Below are 17,754 nucleotides of genomic sequence, written 5' to 3' on the forward strand. Positions count from 1 at the left end.
TAGGAAAGTAGTTGCTACGGTTGCATAGGGAATAAGGTTTCCAAAGCCTCTTGAAATGTAGGTAAGTACCTTGCAGGATCTATATACCACTCTAGATTTCCAAACATGGAGTGGAATAATAAAATGATGCAAAATATAGCGAGTGGCATTAATAATACTTGAATTAACCCGCGAATGATATCGTTGCTCCATTCCTGAGCAAACTTGTGTTTTCGAAACATGCGACAAACTCCTGCCAATACGGAACCTACTAGCGCAATTCCGACTGCTATTATGATACAACTCATTAATATAGCTAGTAATATTTGAATCATCTCTGCCGGCATTAATACTGCTTCGGCAGTCTTGGATACTGTTTGAGCAGCAGCCGGAGATGCGTATATTAGAAAACTGCTTAACAACGGCACACTTCTTTTGGCTAACTCTAACCATTGGTACCTTTTCTTTTTTTTGCTGTTTATCACTTCCCTTTTTAGATTTTTCACAAGAAAAGGGACTTTCTGAAGTTGCTCATTTAACTTTTTTTCAACACCCTGATACTCGGGTTGACTGTGATGAAATTTTATTTTATATGTGTTACCCACTTGTTTCACAGAAAACGGATGACCTTGCTTTTCATCAGCTCTTTGATGCTCTAACATAAGTACACCCCATTTTAAAAATAATTAGCTACTAAACATTCTCTTCGTTAAGTTCCTTCCTAATCGCTTCATAGTCATGAGTTGGTGGAGCTGACGCTTTAGACTTTGCCTGTTTCTTATTCTTTTTATCAAAAGTATGAAAATAGTCTATAGCTTTCGTAACACCTACTGTAAAAGCGCCCGCTATACCAAACTTTGAGACCGTCATTAAAAGAAAACCTATACCAGTCATTTTTTCATGCCACCTTTTAATATCGGATTTGGTAAAACTTATTACGCCTGTGCCTGGTTTTATGACATTTATTTTTAAAATTAAATCAAAAAGTTTTAAATTTAAAACTTAAGGACAAAATAAAAACTACTCTAATCTTTATCCCGATAGAATAGCTCCTCAATTGGTGGATATTGTAGTGCAGCCCATATTTTAAAGAACGCTTCTAGGGATGGCTGAACATGATTATTTACGATCAAACTTATATTCCCCTTTTTTATATTGGTTATAGCAGCTAATTCAGCTTGCTTCATGCCGATATTTTTGAGATACTGTTTCAATTTGTTACGTAATGGATACTCTGTATTAGAAGCTAAAATTTTTAAATAGTTTACATTAATCTCTTCAGTTTCTGTGGCTTGTTCAATCTTTTTTAAAAACGTCAAGATAATTCCTCTGACCAATATTTCTAGATCCACTTTTTCTTCAGCATTTAATTTTTTCCTGAAATTCTGATATCCTACCATCTCTACCAACTGGTCATATATTTCCTCTGAAACCGTAAATTTAATCTCCTTCTCATCCATACTTGAATAAAAACCTCCTTTTGCGGAAATCGTAATACTACATGTTATAAGCGAAAGGAAAGTGATATGCGTGATTTCTCTATTAAAAAACAATAAAAAAGTAGATGAAATATTAGATGAAGTATTTGATGCAGGAAAAAGAAGTAAATAAAAAGGGTGAAATTGATGTCATTGAAATTTCTCGGAATGTGGTTACCTCAAACTGGTGTAACACCTGAATGGTTAGAAAAGCTTGAGATATGTGACGAAAGTATATTTAAAGAAATAGGTTTATCAAGAGAAAAGGTTATTGAAATCTGCCAACACCTACATGATAATAATATCTTAATTTAAAATCATCTTTCATATATAAAAAGTAAGACACACCTCTTGTCAGAGTATGTGTCTTTTAAACTTTTTAAACTTTCTATACTTTTATCTCTAATATAATTATGGTTTGGTGATAACTTTGCCGCCAAATCCCGCTAGCGTAATCTCTTCAGTTAACTTTGGATCGTTTGTTTCATTCTCTCCCTGTAATTAATCTTAATTAGGAAAATGAAATCTCCCAAACTTTCTATGATGGCTACTTGGTTTATCGATAGTAGATATGAAGGTTCCTACCATTTTTTAATGTATTTCCTTCTACACCCTGTAGCTTTGAAATAAAGTTTGATTAAAAGCATGCTGCAAACGTTGATTTTATACATAGAAGAAACCCACGCGTTTTAAACAAAGATTGATCAAAATGAGTTGGTTTGGTATTGATGTGAAGTTTATTTTTATAAAAAAAATCGATTAAAATAAAGCTTTATTAATAATACGAATCACATCTTGCTTTTGTCCCTCTACAAAATAATTATCAAGTAAGATAAAGCTATCAAATATACTAAAATCTATATCACTGAAAATGGATAAATTTTTACATACTGTTTCAAAAGATGTCATCTTTCTATAGTTCCAAACATCTCGATGTAATGTTCCTATCAAACACTTATTTTGTTCCAAAAGAAATTTTAGGTTATTAAATATCACTTCGTCGCTTAATTCATAGTTATCGATTAAAGAAATACATTTATCATATATACTGGATGTAATTGCCATTTTTTTTAGATTTTCATTATAATTTTCCTTTAAACTATCTGCAATAACATGAGGTTTTTCTTTACAAATAATGGGCAATGATAATAGATCTTCTGCAATTGTAAAAAAAGAATGTTTCTTAGGTATAGATGATAACATTGCGTTTAAAAAAGGTTTTCTATTTGTAGTAGCCCCACTTATAATCAGTAAATTCTTATTAGAAGAAACTAATTCTTTTATTTCTTCAATCACTTCCAATGGAATACTATTAATTATTTGATACTCCTCTAAAGAAATTTTCTTTTCTAATTTATCTATTTTAATAAACGGAGTCACGCAGGATTCAGATATACATTCTAAAAACGAGCATTCTTCTAATTCCATATATCTGTAGTACTCATTTTCAGATTGTTTATTGGTATTAATATATTTTGATAAATTATCAAAATCATAATAACCCGAATTATTCATAGATAAAAAGCGTTCATACTCTGCCCTCAAATATAATTTATCCTTCTGTACAGATATTTCATTAATTTGTAAACTCATTAAGTATCCTATTAGTCCAAACCCTTTATTATAAAGTTCAAATCTATTTACAAGCTCATTTCTTTCATCTTCTGTTTTAAACTTCATTTCAATATCTTTAAAATATTGTTTAATCGTCGCTGCATTATAAACTTCTAATCGCCCCTTAGAAGACATATATTCATCAAATTCTTGTTTGAATTTCAACAATATTTTTTCTTCATCCAAATTAGCTTTCTCTACCAAATCATATATTTTTAGTTCAAGTACATCTTCTTTATACTCCTCTAAAAACATTTTGTAATTACAAATAAAATCTTTCACATCTAATTTAGAAATTTTTTTATGTTTTTTGTAATCTGCACTTGGATTTTCAATAATTGAATTAAAAACTGTGGAATCAAAGAAACTCATCGCTATTTTATGAATTATTGCCTCCAAAATAATATCTTCTAATTCAAAAACTAATTCTTTATAATTTTCTCTTAACAGAGATTTTATTTCTTTTTTTATTATAGCTATTGAGTTATCTTTATATTTATTTTCAAATGTAAAACTTATTTTAGGGACAAAATTACTTATATCCACTTTTGAATTAATTTTTATAATTTTATTAAAGTACATTGGATATATATTTATATACTTTTTTATAAATTTCGATATACACATATCACAAGGGCTATCTCCACATTTCTTACAATAAATACTATTAGATTTGAAATATTCACCAATATTATTATTTTTACTTTTATTAATCTCATGTTTAATTAATAAGTGAAGGATATATAGCATTCCCGAATCTTCATTTAGATAAAAAACTCCTTTATGCTTTTTGAAAATATCTTTATTAGGATTTTGGGTATTTGTATTGAAATGTAGTCTTCTATCTCCATATGTTTGCCAATAAAAATTATATATTGTTTTTGAAATTTCTGGTGAATATAATCCTATATTGTTTTTGTAGAATTTCACCTCGATTGACTCATTTGTACTATTAGAATTAAAAATTCTAATATCTGCTCCACATTCTATACCTATACTCGAATTATTATCTTTTAAGTTAAGCAATTCTTTAATAGCGATATATATTTGCTTATAATATCCACTAATAGCACCAGCTACATCTGTTTTCATAAAATCAATTCCCCTATTCTACTATTTCAAGTTCTTTCTTTGGAGGAATACCCTTTAATTGAGTAATTAGGATATAACTTTTTTTATTCTTCCCCACAACATTCTCCTCAACTTTCAATAACAGTAGCTATTTTTATGTAAAATCTAATAACATCTTTTCTCCTTAAAAAATTAAAGCGTTCTTCAATATCTTTCAGAAAACAACACTTCCATCACTTCAACAGTTAGTATTCATTCTCCACGCATAAAAAAACATTGATTAAAACTCACTTAAAATTCTTCAATTGAAAAAGAATAAAACAATGTAACTTTTTTGTAAACGGTATAACTTTCTTTAAAACAGTACATATTTTTTATAAACAGTACGACTTTATTTCAAATCCACACACCCTCATTCTTCAAGCTGATGTATACTCATATTATAACTTTTGGGTTACTTAATATAAGATAATGCATTCCATATCACATTCTTCATTCAACTTTTCTATATCATTGTGAACAGAATGAAAAATATCAAAAAATGATATAGAAAAAGCACTGCTGAAATCTTCAGCAATGCTTTCCGATTAGACGTACTATGATAATGAACGTCTAATTTTTTCTACTAATTAGTTCTGTATACTCATATATATTTATTTTAGCTTTAAGATACGTTCTATTTCCTCCACACTCAACTTACTTGCTTTTGCAATAGTTTCAAGTGGTACACCAATTTCATACATTCCTCGGATCATCTGCATCTTACCTTGCTCAATGCCTTTTTCCATGCCCTCTTGTTCTGCATGAGCCAACTTAGCTTGTTCATCTAGAAGTAATTTCTCTCGAGCTTCATATGCTGTTCGGAAAGAAGAATCATGGCTCATATTTTCCCATTTATTTATTGCCTTTTGTAAAATTGGATCTTGATTCATCGCAATCTCCTCCAATGTTTGAGTTAAATGTTCATCTTCATGTGCTGGTAATAATAACATCCAACGAACAAATGTATTTTCCCACGGGTTTACTTTTTCTTCACGCCATTGTTTTACCAATTTCGGTATCTCTACAAAATGGATTTCAATGTCATCACTTAAGAGTCGCTGTAATTTTGTATTCCATAATTGTCCGATGGTATGAAATGCATCATCCTGAGAAAATAAAATAAAGTCTAGTAAGTTAATGGTAATGGTTTTCCGAAGTGAACGATATGGCATTCCTTCTTGCATTTGAGAAGTGTAAAGTTTACTCCAGTAATATAAGGAGCGCTTTACCATATCATGTGTATTTCGAAGCTGGATTTCGATATTTACTTGCGTCCCATTATCTAGTGTTGCTAATAGATCTAAAATCGATAACTTATCATCTTCATAAGATTTATGGAGGTGTGGATCATCTAATTGTAGCGAAGTAATAGGTGCATCTAAAGATTCCTCTAAAATTGCATTTAGGAAACCCGTTAAAATTTCCTCATTTCCTTTTGTTCCAAATAGTTGTTTAAAAGCAAAATCAATGCGTAAATTTACTAATTTAGTGGACATGGATTTCCTCTCCCTGTCTATATCATCTCTTAGTTCTTATTGTACATAAAAAAAGGTGGAACATGCAAACAGGCTCTTATGCTATCTCACATAAGAACCTGCCCAAATCCACAAAATAATTAGTCGTTGTGGTGCAAAAATGATTGCAAGCTACATCGTTTTGCGCCACAACCTTTATTTTCGTCTATTCCTTTTCTGGCCAAATTTTCGTGTTTAATTCTAATAACCACGTGTGGTCTTCCACCATGATACGATTATTCCATGGGCTGTTCTTAAGATGTTGAATCATCCAACATAAATACATCACACATCCAAGTCTCTGCGGCTTGTTAAAGCGATAATAATATACCTCTAGCTAATCATGATGATGTGGTGGATAACTAGACCATAGTCTATGGATAAGAAATAATTTCTCACACTACTATATTAGAATATATTGCATTGAATAAGTCAGTTATTAAGTCAATGAAAAAGGCGTTCCTACTAATAAGATAGAAAAGTAGAAACGCAGAAAACATCGATATGATGAGTTTTTTCTTTTTTATATCGCCAATAAACAATTCTGATATACATGTAAACGAATCCACAATTTAAACAAACACGTTTAGTATTAATTTAGATATACCTTTGAAAAACCTCTTCATAATAACTTGGATACTCTTCACATATCAACATATCAATGGAATCTCTCTTATCCTTTAAAGCATTTTTAACACTCTGCTTACTTACTCCTTGTATGTCCTTTCGAATAATAGATGCTATTGAATGCGCTAGACTTCTATCTACAAAACCTAACTCATATACAGTTAACGATAAATGATCAAGCAAACCATACTTTACCGCTTTTTGAAAAAGCTTTAAACCGTCTTCAAGGCGTTTGTCCCACCTATCAATAACACCCAAAATTTCAATACTAGCCCCTATTATTAAAGAACTCTCGTAGCCATAAATACCATCACATAAATCAACAACATGCTCAACGAGTAGATTACGATTCTTCTTTAATCTTATTCCTTGTATTTCTGGATCACTAAAGATTTGCGAGTATGTATCTCCTTTTATCCATCTTTCAAGTATATATTTCAACTTATCTTCAGGTACATATCTAGGGAGTTTAGGGGTAAATTTATATATAATTGGCCAGAAAAATTCAAATAAATCCCCAAAGTTTTTTACAGAATTCAGACTATCTATACTATTACTGAGCGTTTCGAATAAAAGCAAGGATTCTTCTAAAGGTAGTATGGTCTTAGAAAAGATTTTTCTTTTTAAAACGCTGGGTTCTATTTCAATTACTCTCTTAGCTATTTTCTGGAAGTGACTAATTAACTCTAATTTTTGATAATCAAAAGCTTGTTTATATGCTAGAGTATTTTGCGCCAACTCCTCAGCGAATACTACCGCTTCCTCTGGATCAACAATATTCTCTAATGCGTTTAACAAGTATTGATTAATACTTTCTTTAACTTTATTTTGACTCCATTCCCACTCTTCGTTGTTCTCATAATTACTTACCGGCAGAAAGATATCCAATATTTTACTAAAGCACCTTTCCGACATGCTAGGATCTAGTAATCTTCTGGTTTTATTCCAATACCAATCATCTCTTTCTTTTTTATCATAAATTTGGTTATCCGAAAAAATTATTGTTCCTTCGGTATACTTCCCTGCCCTACCTGCTCTACCAATTAAATTATGAAAGTCTCTAGTTTTAATTTCATCCTTACCTTGTCTTGTTGTAGTGACTATTAAATATCGAATTGGCAGATTAACTCCCTGAGAAAGAGTAGAAGTACATATTACAAATTTAGTATGTTGCTTTTGAATAGCATATTCCACTGATAACCTAACTCCCTCTGGCAAACTACCGTGATGCATCATAATTCCAAATTTACAAACCTTCGAAATCGAACTGTCTTCACCTAGTGTACGATTTAGATACTTTATAAAACGTTGCAGCATATTAACTTCAGTCAATTCTGAAGGATCAACTAGTGGCGTCTTTCTATCAAATGCATCAACAATATCTTTGGCACACTTCATTGCAGAATCTTTTCTTGCTACAAAAACCGCTACTGTTCCACTACTAACAAGTGTACACCCTAGTGCCATAGCAATTTCAGATGCTTGCCCCTTATTTGGATAATTCCTCTCTTTTCTTTCTCTTCCCTTTAAAGTTAACGGATATGACTCCATCACCTTCGGAACAAAAAACTCCTCCTGATCTATTCTTAAAGAGTCAACAAACTGTAACTGTGCTTTTTTATATTTCCAATTAACAAAAGCTATATCTCTTTGAGTAGGATTAAGATTTTTTGCCTCAATCGGTTCATAGTTATTCCCCATTAACCAGTCACCAATTTCTCGAGCATTTGGAATTACTGCTGAGATAAGTATTTTTTGACAACTTTCGGAGAGATTTCGTTTTAAGGAAGCTAATAGTAACTCATACTTAATTCCCCTACTATCGTCATCAAACAAGTGCCCCTCGTCATAGATAATTAACCCTATATGATTAGCTAACTCTGGCTGATGCCTCAATATATATTCCAGCTTTTCAGGAGTAAGGATTAGTACACTAAATACTTTTTCATTAAATTCTAAGTTCTCATCCATCTGCATAACGTCAGATATCAAGCTTACAAAGATATCTTTATCTTCTAAAAATTGATGGTAGAAATCATTATATATCTCATTACAGAGTGCGCGAAAAGGAGCTACAATAACTGCAAGGTTGGTTCTCCGCCCTAAAAAAGCACTTCTTACTATGAGTTCGCATGATTTTGTTTTTCCAGCACTAGTTGGCATTTGCACTATAGCTGAACGTCCTTGTAAGACTTTCCGCTCTCCTAATAAAATTTGAGACGGCCATAGCTCTTTAATAGCACTATCTCTTATTAAATATTCTTTCCAATCGTCCTTTTGAATCTTAGTATAAAGGGGAATTGTATTCCATGCAGAATTTTTAATATACCTTCCGGTTAATGAATGAATAATATCACATAACAATAATTCTCTATCACTACCTTGTTTATAAGCCTCTAACTTTAGTAGATATGCACCTTGTCCAAGAAGGTCCCCACTTATTCCCTCAATTAAATATGCATTAAATGCTTTTATATATTGCTTAAGTGAATTATTATATTTACTTTCTTCTACTCTATCTTCCTTTATTATATTCTTTTTTAAAATAGAGAGGATGATATAATCTAAATTACTTACATCTAAATCTATATCATCAAGTTCTTTAATTAGGACCATTGCACTACCTGGGTAGTCAGCCAGATAATACGCAACAGCCCCGAGTAACTTAAGGTATGTATAATTACTATCTTGATTTGTAATATTAGCTATATTTATCAATGCATCAAAGTACTTTGCAGAAAATAAAAAATCTTTTTTACTTTCATCTTCGATACGCTCATTATTTGTTAAATCTCCAATAATTGAAATAGTTAAGTCTAAAAGGTCGAGCAGGTTTATATCAATTACCACATGATCGTCTTCTGGTATATTATATTCATACATTTTTGCTTTCGATCTTGTAATAGATAAATGCTTTATAGCTTTCTTTTTAGGCCTCATCACTTGCCCTCCTAAATAACGATCTGGCAACTTCCATTAGGGCATCCCCCTTTATAACCAGCATATAAATATCTTCTACATCCTGAACATCTAAGATTTTTCCAGAAACAAAATTAGGGTCCCACTGTTCATTCGAATGGACTACAGCTGCTGAAGTAACTTTTGTATATGGATTCTCCACCTTATTTTGAAAACGTTGTATCAATTGAACCTGGGATGTCTCCCCGTAAAGCTTTAAACGTTGCTTTGTAGCATTTAGAGTTTCAGCTAAACGAAACATGTCTTTCTTAGCATGAGTAATAGAATCCTGCAAAACATTCTCTTTTTTTGTGACCAACCGAGCTTTGACCTCACAGGTAATTAATTTATCATGTTCACTAATCTCCTGGTCTACTGAATACATCTTAAAACCTATAATATCTGTACCATTTGGACTGGTCTCTTTATTAAATTTATCCAAATATCTAATTCTTGGTATAACATAATGACCCATATATTCCAGATAATCCGCTGTAAGTATCTCTGCAAAGTCACCCGAAATCACCATTGCCGCTTCAGGAAAAACTAGTTCCCTTAAATACTCGGCTCTAGATAATCCTGTGCCACTCCTCATCTCATCAATAAGTTCATCCTTACAATAATGATTTCTTAAATGTTTAGCCCATTCATTAAGTATATCTTCATTTTCATCATGTTCAAATTCTATAATTTTAACTTTTCTCTTACACAGGGTTTCTAATTCTTCGCCTTCTCTAAGCCAGTCAATATGTGTAGACATTTTATTATCCACCAATCCTTACATTAAAAGTAATAAAAATGGAGTTACATTTGCACAAGTAATTATATCTTAATTTTTATTTTTTTGCATAAATTTACCTTCTAATACAGATTTTTAAATATACGATTTAAATAGTAAAATTCTAAATATGCTCAAGAAATAATTATAGCTAAAGAAAAATGTATCCTTTCCCTACACATATCATGTGCAATCATACCAATCAACAGTACACATGGCTTAAAATGAAAAAAGCACTGCACTATGCAGGCTTTCTTTATGATTTCACTGTTAAATTATTCATAAAACTTTCTATAGAATTCGCCTGGAATATACGGAAATAAGGAGATTGAACGTCGTAATGTTTGTCAGTAATGATAAGGATTGAAGAAAAGAACTTAGAAGCTTAGGGTTGCCAATATTCATTATGCCATTCTTGGCTATGGAAGTATAACTCATATCTATTTATCTTATCTTGCATTAGCTTTTTACTGTACACTGACTTTTGAACTTCAATAAAGAATGGCGAGAGCGGCAATATAGAAAATGATTAAAAAGTATCCAATCTAAGCAGGAGATAAAGTATTAAATATCGAGAGAAAAGCTAAGGATATATTCCATGCTACAATCGATAAAATAGTAATAAAAATGCAGTTAAAAGGCGTTGGAAGCAGAACTTCGGATTAGATCAAGTGTGATTGGAATACAGAACAATCATTATACCAAAGTGCATATTGTAAATGCAGTATTTAATAATCTTTATATCAAACGAAATACTACATTAATACAGTGTAGTAAAAAATAAAAATAGAAAGTGAGAGCTACTTAAGTGGCTCTCACTTTCTATTTAGCAGTATCTCACATTGACATCAACTTAAGGAAATGCATAAAATGGAGAAATTACGACTACAAACAATATTATGTTAGTTGAAGAGTTAAATTTAATACACCAATGAGTACAGAATTGATTTACTATGGCAAAATACAAGACTAATCATTAATAATAGGTACACTATTTGCGAACACTGTAGTTCTTGTACATACTTCCCCAACACAATTTGAAGCGGAACATATAAGTGAAACACTACAGTTTCCATTCATTACAAAGTCTGTTGCCCCACGAACTAAAATCCCCTCCACTATATGATCGCTATTGAAAATGGGTGACCCAGAATTCCCACCATATGTATCAAGATTTGCAACAAAGTAAGTATTATGTCCATTTTCCCGTACATTCGCTCCATCAGCATACTTAGTAGGAAGTCCCACTGGATGCCCTATAACATATACTGATTCATTATCAGCAATTTTTTCCGTCCTTCTAATTTTTAGAGGCTTATGATTAGTCACAAATCGATTAAGTCGAACTAGCGCCCAATCAGCTTCAGACTCGCCGTCCTCATGTCCTATGCCTATGAGTTCTGCTCCTTGATAAATCTCTGAATTGCTAATGACCGTACGTGCCTTAGAATCATCTATCATACGAAAACCAAAAACAAAACGAATATCTGTAACATTATTCTCTGTTATACAGTGCCCAGCAGTTGCAATAATATCCGGAGCAACAAGAAATCCAGAGCAAAATGCTCCAATTGGTTGATTTCTAAATTTCTCAGTAGAACATAATCTATAAGCAGTACCAAACTTTTTCGTTTTCAGAGTAGAAGTTCCATCTCCATTATCGCTAACACTAGTAGCTTCAAAAAGAGCCACAACACTGTCTGCAACATTACAAATTTCTTGATCCACTACATCCTTGACATCCATTCGGTCATCTACACCATATATGGCTTTTTGTTTTTCCTTGAGCCCCTCAATAATTTCGCTTGTTGTAAAGACACCAAGCGCTTCATTTTCAGATTCGTTAGGAACGACAACCGATTCAATTTCTCTTTCACCTATATCATGTACCAATTTTTCTTTATTTTCCCGTAACTTTACTTCATGAAGCAACTCATCAATATTAAAATCTTCTATTTTCTTTGAATGTGCCACAATTTTCTTCCTCCTTGTTAATCAGTTTAGAATTTAATATCTACCATCCCCCCACTAATTGTAGTATTCATCATTTTTGAATACTCCTCCAGCTAATTAAATAAATTATTCTTGTTTCATTTTTTCAGCTCCTTTTCATTTACTAAACTTTAAGCATTATTAACTAAAGATATATATTTATGCAGTAAAAGTATTGAGAAATTTTTCATTTCACATGCCCCTCATCCTCACGGTACTTTTTTATAAACATTTAAACGTTATTTCAACTCTACACTAGACGAAAAAAGCTATCATCATGTCTAAATAATGATAGCTTTTTTATTAATCAAAACTAATTTCTTCATTTTTCCTATCTGAATTTCCATTAACTAGAACTAATTGTAACTGCTCATAGATTTCCTGTGTATCAGGTGTACTTTCTGCTTGTTTACGTTCACTTTTAACTGTAGTATCATTTTCCACTAGTATTTCTTCTTTAGTTTCTGCGACCATTTCTATGTGCTTCAGTACCGCTACACGCTCTAAGCCTTCCATTTCATCCAAATCTTCTACATCATCTGCATCATCAATTATTTCTGGCTCTTCTGTTTTTATAATTTCCTTCTGTTCTTTTTTCAGTTCAATTACTGGTTGCTTTTGTAATATGTTCTCTTTTTCAATATTAACTTCAGCAGCTTCAATTACCTCTAAAGGTTTGCTTTTAGCATTTGCTATAGCAATTTTCACTTTCATTGCTCTTAAAGAAGAGAATATTTGATTTAGTATTCTGCAAAACCCATAGAAACGAATTGCCTCAACTATAACACCCATTACAATTCCAAAAATCCATGAATTAGAAACGTATCCAACTAAACCAAATGTTATAACTCCTGGTAAATATAAGCTAGCATAGGCTATTAAATTAGGTATAGCTTTTTCTACTGTTAATTTGAAGCTATATTTAATTATTAAATATATAGCACTTAACCCCACTATTAAACCAGCCAGACTTATTAACAAATTGTTAAAAGTTTCACCTATCATTATAATTTCCTCCCTTAATGTTTTAATTTTAATTTCTTCATTAAATTCCTCTTTACTTTTCACATTTTTTCAAAAATCAAATAAATCCATCGCTAATTGTCCTTCTGCAATTTTTCGTTTCAAATATATACAACTACTTTCATCCTTTCTTTTTAGAAATATCTATATAAACGGTATAAGCCTAATTGTTTTTAAACACAAAAAACCCTTTTGGGTATATGAATTTTTGCAAGCAAGGCTGCTTTACAAAGTCATTTCCCCGAAAGGGTTGTAGTATTTATGGATTATAAAAAGAAAAAAGAAAGTCTTACATACATTATATAAATTACTACCATCATATTCAATTTATTTTTAACGGAAGATTCAGACTTTATTTGCATTTACATTTTTTGTTATAATATGGATATATTTTAAAATATTGATTGAATTGTGCTATAGTCCCCTATTACCTTCTGATATGTATGCAGACTAATTGTTTGCTATAGTTCCTTATCACTTCTTGATCTTATATGATATTTCTTCGAAGACCTCTAAAATAACATTATCTAGGGGTCTTCATTTAAGTATAAAAGCATTAACTTCTATACTTAAAATATATTATGTGTAAATTTTGAGTAAGTTTGATAATTCCCCTTTAACTACTAGTTCTATATTAGGAGTGGATCTTATGGAAGGAAAAACATTGATAAAATATAATTTTCTTATTTACATGTTTATATACCCTCATTTCCAGTTATAGTTGTTCTTGGTATGGCTGGCGCTTCTCCTGATGTAGAACATACTATACTAGAATGGATAATTACGATCTTTGAGTTATCTGTTACAATTTTAGGGGCTTGGTTTTTTAACTTTATTTTCAAAAACATAATAGGAATTAAGAAGAATACAAAATTCACTTGGACTATCTGCATTCTTCATTTAATTCTTATTCCTTTGACCTGGAGACTTCTTCTTTATTATTAGATTATAAATCTTTTTGAATAAAACTATATTTCAAATCCCGATTATTCAATCGTGTACTTGCATACTAAAAAAATAAATACCTTTGTCTGTCTTAAACAAATATTCTTCATAACAGCATGCATAATAACCTCCTGGATCTAATTTAATCCAATAAACCTCATCTGGTTCTTGCTTGAATACATTTAATAACTGCTCTATTATAAATTCCTTGGGAGTCAATCCATTTAAATCATATCCGTACGGTATTTTTCCAAACCAAGTAGACTCTCCATTGGGATATTGGCAAATTAGGAATTCTTTTTCCATTCTTTCAAGCAGATGAGTTCTAATATATCATTACTAGTAGCGTATGTCGCTTTTTTAGCAAGTTCAAAAATATTGTCCTTTTTATTTTCTGACATAATACTAAGCTCATAATAATTACTTACATATTCGTCTGTATTTATATCGGCAAAATCGCTTAAGATTTTATTAATTATATGCATTTTTTACTCCTTTTAACTTTAAATTATAAGAGAACGGCAATTATGTAAAAAGTAAAGCCGTCATGATGGACGGTTTTTTGTATTTTTGGGAGAACATAGTTTTTTCCGAAATGCTGACGATACTCCTTATAGTCTTGCGAAATATTATTTTAAATAATACGTCTTCTGCTTCATTATGATTATATAAATTGTAAGTCATATGTCCAATTTTTTCTGTACTTATTTCGTTTTAGCTTCCATACTTTATGTATGTAGTGCATTCTTATCAATTTTCCCCATTACTTTAACTCGTAGGGGCATTAACTTTAGAACTCTACTAATGGATAAGCAAGTTAATAATTGTACTTGAAAATGGAGTGATACGATGAATAAGACGTATGATGTCATTATTACCGGTGCTAGATGTGCCGGCTCTACCCTGGCAATTTATCTTGCTAAGGCAGGTTTCCATGTGTTGTTAGTGGACCGAGCGAATTTTCCAAGGGACACATTATCAACCCATACCTTTTTCAATAATACTGCCGCTCTTCTTCGAGAAATCGGTGTCCTGGACAAGTTATTGGAAACAAAAGTAACGCCGGTACGGGATATTAAATTTCAATTTGAGGATACCGTGATAGAAGGTCTCATCCCTGAGGTTTACGGAGAGGAAAGTTGTTATTGTATTAGAAGAACTTATCTCGATCATATTCTACTTGAACAAGCCAAATCCCAAATGAATGTAACTGTTTTAGAAGGGTTTCGTGTGACGGATGTCATCCGTGATGACGAAACAGTGATAGGCGTCAAAGGTTTAGACGGCGACAACGAGAAACAAGAATTTTTAGCTCGCCTGGTAGTCGGGGCAGACGGCCGATCCTCTATTATTCGCAAGCTGGTAAAAAGTGAACTCAAAATAAGTATTCCGGCAACAGTCGGCATCTATTTCGGGTATTTCTCTGGATTTCGCCACGATAATGTCCCTAAATTTGAAGTATACAAGATAAAAGATAACACAGCCATTCTCTTTCCGACGAATGATGATTTATATGTAATTGTCGGCATTTTCCCATTAGAAAATAAGGAATTGATAGAACGGTTGAAATTAAATCCGGAAAGCTGTCTACGCAATTTCTTTACAGATAACTTTCCGAATACAACAATTGGGGTGCGCTTGAAAAATGCAGAACTAGTAGAACCGGTCAAAGGCATTCTCGGATATGATAATTACTGGTATAAAGGAATGGGAAAAGGATGGGCGTTGGTTGGAGATGCAGTTTGTTTTAAAGATCCTGGCATGGCGCAGGGTATCCATGATGCTATATATGGAGCACGTATATTATCCAATATTCTATCAAAATATAAGGCACAATCCAATCAATCAAATCAAATGTCTGAAGAATATCAAAAGGCAATAGAAGATGAGTTTATGGTTCGGTTTCACATGGGATGCCAAATTTCGAAGAATGAACGCATATCTGAACAACAGGATGCTGTCAATAAGCTAATCAGTTCCCATCCAGAGGCTATAGAGAAGTTTTTAGGGATTTACAATTATGCAAACGAACCCGCTGCTTTAGAAAAAGAACTCGCACGAATTATGCAATCGATCTAACAATGTGTTCAGTGACAATAAAGTTGTTTAATTTTAAGTCTAAGAAATGTAATAACCACCTACTAAATTAACTTGTAGGTGGTTTTAAAGTTATTTAAAATTAAATTTATGTAGCCTGTAATTTATAAAAATAATAAAGTTGGTTAATTCTTCTTCAACTAATGCCTCTTATTGAAAAAAGTAGCTTGTTCCATTTACTAAATTTTCATCCTATTTTACATATCTTAATCTGCCTCAACATCTTTTTCACCTAAATTTTGAACAAATCTTAATAGATAACCATCAGGGTCCATAATTAAAAATTCTTTTTGCCCCTTTAATTTAGTATCAACTCTATACCAATTCTCTTGAATACCAAATTTAATTGGATACTCGTTCTTTTTCAAACTATTATATAGTGGATCAATATCATTTATGATAATTTGAAAATTAATTCCTCTTCCGTAGGGATAAGATAACTCCCCAGTACTCCAATGACCATTTACTTCTTCAATCATAATCTGGCAGTCATTTAAAGACAGTAAAGCAAACTTATCCTCTGGTCTTTGATATTCAATTTTAAACAGGAGAATTTCCGAATAGAAATTTAAACTTTGCTCTATATCTGAAACTGATAGCTCTGGTATTAATGCATTGAGTTTGTGCAAAAATGCTTCCCCCTTTGTTTAAGTTATTGATTATTATAACACTTACTATAAATTCTTCTTCCATTAAACTACTTCATTAATCCTAAAAGAAGTAAACAACTTAATTATTTTTTAAAGGACTTTATTTAAATTAAACAACTTTATTATCTCTACACATTAGCAAGCATCAATAAAAATTAGATAATAAAGCGATATTTATATTTAAATAGACATAAAAACCACCTATTTTTTAATAGGTGGTTTTCCCAGTTTAATTTAAGATACTATAAAATTATTTTTCACTCATTAAATTTAGCACTTATCGGCATATGATCACTAAACTGAATCCACTCTTCATAAGAACCTATCTCAATAGATTCTAATTCGTTAAGGAATATTTTAGAAGCAAATAGACAATCAATATGAAATGGTCTTGCTTTTTCTTTTCTAAAATAATGGGTCGCTTTCGACTCATCACCTTGTTCTTCCTCAGAAAGGTGATGATATGCACTCTTAATCCCAAATCCTTCAAGAAATTCAACAACCTCAGAATGTGTCTTAACTCTTTTAATCCGATCATATTGCTTACAACTGTTCCAGTCACCTACAATAATACATGGTTCCTTTAACAGAGAAGCATATTTCTCTAACGCTAAATATATTTGACCTATGTAACTACTATAACGGTTTTCACCCTTTTGTGACCAAACAGCAAACATTATAAATTCCTGGTTACCAGCAGAGACTTTTATTGGAACAATATATCGGAAAGACTTATCATAGTCAGGATGGATTTCAATTTTATACCTTTTATCAAAAATAATTATTCCAATACCCTTGTTTGGATTATCCCCTTCCCATAAAAATTTATAAATACCTTTTTCTTTATCAATCTGCCCCCATTTTTCTGGTTGTTCACACTCTGAAATTATCAATATGTCTGCTTTAAGCGGTAATATTTTATCGATTTTCTTCCTAAATGCCATGCCTGCATTCCATGCAACTATTTTCATTTACCCAGCTCCTAT

Annotated in this window: 13 protein-coding genes and 3 pseudogenes; 2 read left to right on the plus strand and 14 right to left on the minus strand. The window is 31.6% G+C overall.

The window, feature by feature from the left end:
• Positions 1-14: 14 nt before the first annotated feature.
• From MKY38_RS26695 to MKY38_RS26705, 3 genes are all read right to left on the minus strand, one after another.
• Complete coding sequence (locus MKY38_RS26695) at positions 15-641, minus strand: hypothetical protein (RefSeq protein WP_098272419.1); 627 nt, start codon at positions 639-641, stop codon at positions 15-17.
• 31 nt (positions 642-672) lie between these two features.
• Positions 673-873 (minus strand): hypothetical protein, encoded by a 201-nt coding sequence (locus tag MKY38_RS26700; RefSeq protein ID WP_000145721.1) that lies wholly within the window; start codon positions 871-873, stop codon positions 673-675.
• A gap of 131 nt (positions 874-1,004) precedes the next feature.
• Positions 1,005-1,439, minus strand: coding sequence for a helix-turn-helix transcriptional regulator (locus tag MKY38_RS26705; protein ID WP_088079954.1), 435 nt, complete (start codon positions 1,437-1,439; stop codon positions 1,005-1,007).
• A 165-nt stretch (positions 1,440-1,604) separates the two neighbouring features.
• On the opposite strand from MKY38_RS26705, the gene MKY38_RS26710 reads away from it, so the two are divergent.
• The gene (locus MKY38_RS26710) at positions 1,605-1,772 is read left to right on the plus strand and encodes a hypothetical protein (RefSeq protein WP_000053591.1); all 168 of its coding nucleotides are present in this window, start codon (positions 1,605-1,607) and stop codon (positions 1,770-1,772) included.
• 444 nt (positions 1,773-2,216) lie between these two features.
• Here MKY38_RS26710 and MKY38_RS26715 read toward each other — a convergent pair whose 3' ends face one another.
• The 9 genes and pseudogenes from MKY38_RS26715 to MKY38_RS26755 form a co-directional block, all read right to left on the minus strand.
• Positions 2,217-4,163 (minus strand): hypothetical protein, encoded by a 1,947-nt coding sequence (locus MKY38_RS26715; protein ID WP_341050487.1) that lies wholly within the window; start codon positions 4,161-4,163, stop codon positions 2,217-2,219.
• 632 nt (positions 4,164-4,795) lie between these two features.
• Entirely contained in the window at positions 4,796-5,680 is an 885-nt protein-coding gene (locus MKY38_RS26720) for an Rpn family recombination-promoting nuclease/putative transposase (RefSeq protein WP_341050490.1), read from the minus strand.
• Between the two features lie 184 nt (positions 5,681-5,864).
• Positions 5,865-6,147 (minus strand): annotated as a pseudogene (locus MKY38_RS26725) (5-deoxy-glucuronate isomerase); the annotation flags it as partial.
• A 148-nt stretch (positions 6,148-6,295) separates the two neighbouring features.
• Entirely contained in the window at positions 6,296-9,265 is a 2,970-nt protein-coding gene (locus MKY38_RS26730; protein WP_137072371.1) for a DEAD/DEAH box helicase, read from the minus strand.
• Positions 9,255-10,043 (minus strand): virulence associated protein, encoded by a 789-nt coding sequence (locus tag MKY38_RS26735; RefSeq protein WP_137072373.1) that lies wholly within the window; start codon positions 10,041-10,043, stop codon positions 9,255-9,257. Before MKY38_RS26735 ends, MKY38_RS26730 begins: the two co-directional genes overlap by 11 nt.
• A 274-nt stretch (positions 10,044-10,317) precedes the next feature.
• A pseudogene (locus MKY38_RS26740) lies at positions 10,318-10,581 on the minus strand (replication-relaxation family protein); the annotation flags it as partial.
• Between the two features lie 449 nt (positions 10,582-11,030).
• Positions 11,031-12,035: a trypsin-like serine peptidase gene (locus MKY38_RS26745; protein WP_137072375.1), complete on the minus strand. Its 1,005-nt coding sequence runs from the start codon at positions 12,033-12,035 to the stop codon at positions 11,031-11,033.
• A 321-nt stretch (positions 12,036-12,356) separates the two neighbouring features.
• Positions 12,357-13,058, minus strand: a complete 702-nt coding sequence (locus tag MKY38_RS26750) for a hypothetical protein (RefSeq protein ID WP_137072402.1) — start codon at positions 13,056-13,058, stop codon at positions 12,357-12,359.
• 1,008 nt (positions 13,059-14,066) lie between these two features.
• Positions 14,067-14,506, minus strand: a pseudogene (locus MKY38_RS26755) (hypothetical protein).
• Positions 14,507-14,870: 364 nt separating this feature from the next.
• On the opposite strand from MKY38_RS26755, the gene MKY38_RS26760 reads away from it, so the two are divergent.
• Entirely contained in the window at positions 14,871-16,100 is a 1,230-nt protein-coding gene (locus tag MKY38_RS26760) for an NAD(P)/FAD-dependent oxidoreductase (RefSeq protein ID WP_137072379.1), read from the plus strand.
• Between the two features lie 224 nt (positions 16,101-16,324).
• On the opposite strand, the gene MKY38_RS26765 is transcribed toward MKY38_RS26760, so the two are convergent.
• Positions 16,325-16,747, minus strand: coding sequence for a bleomycin resistance protein (locus MKY38_RS26765; protein WP_137072381.1), 423 nt, complete (start codon positions 16,745-16,747; stop codon positions 16,325-16,327).
• Between the two features lie 278 nt (positions 16,748-17,025).
• A complete protein-coding gene (locus MKY38_RS26770; RefSeq protein ID WP_137072382.1) occupies positions 17,026-17,739 on the minus strand; it encodes an endonuclease/exonuclease/phosphatase family protein in 714 nt (237 codons plus the stop codon).
• Between the last annotated feature and the right edge of the window lie 15 nt (positions 17,740-17,754).

Source organism: Bacillus sp. FSL R5-0585 (genome assembly GCF_038004545.1).
Classification (GTDB): domain Bacteria; phylum Bacillota; class Bacilli; order Bacillales; family Bacillaceae_G; genus Bacillus_A; species Bacillus_A cereus.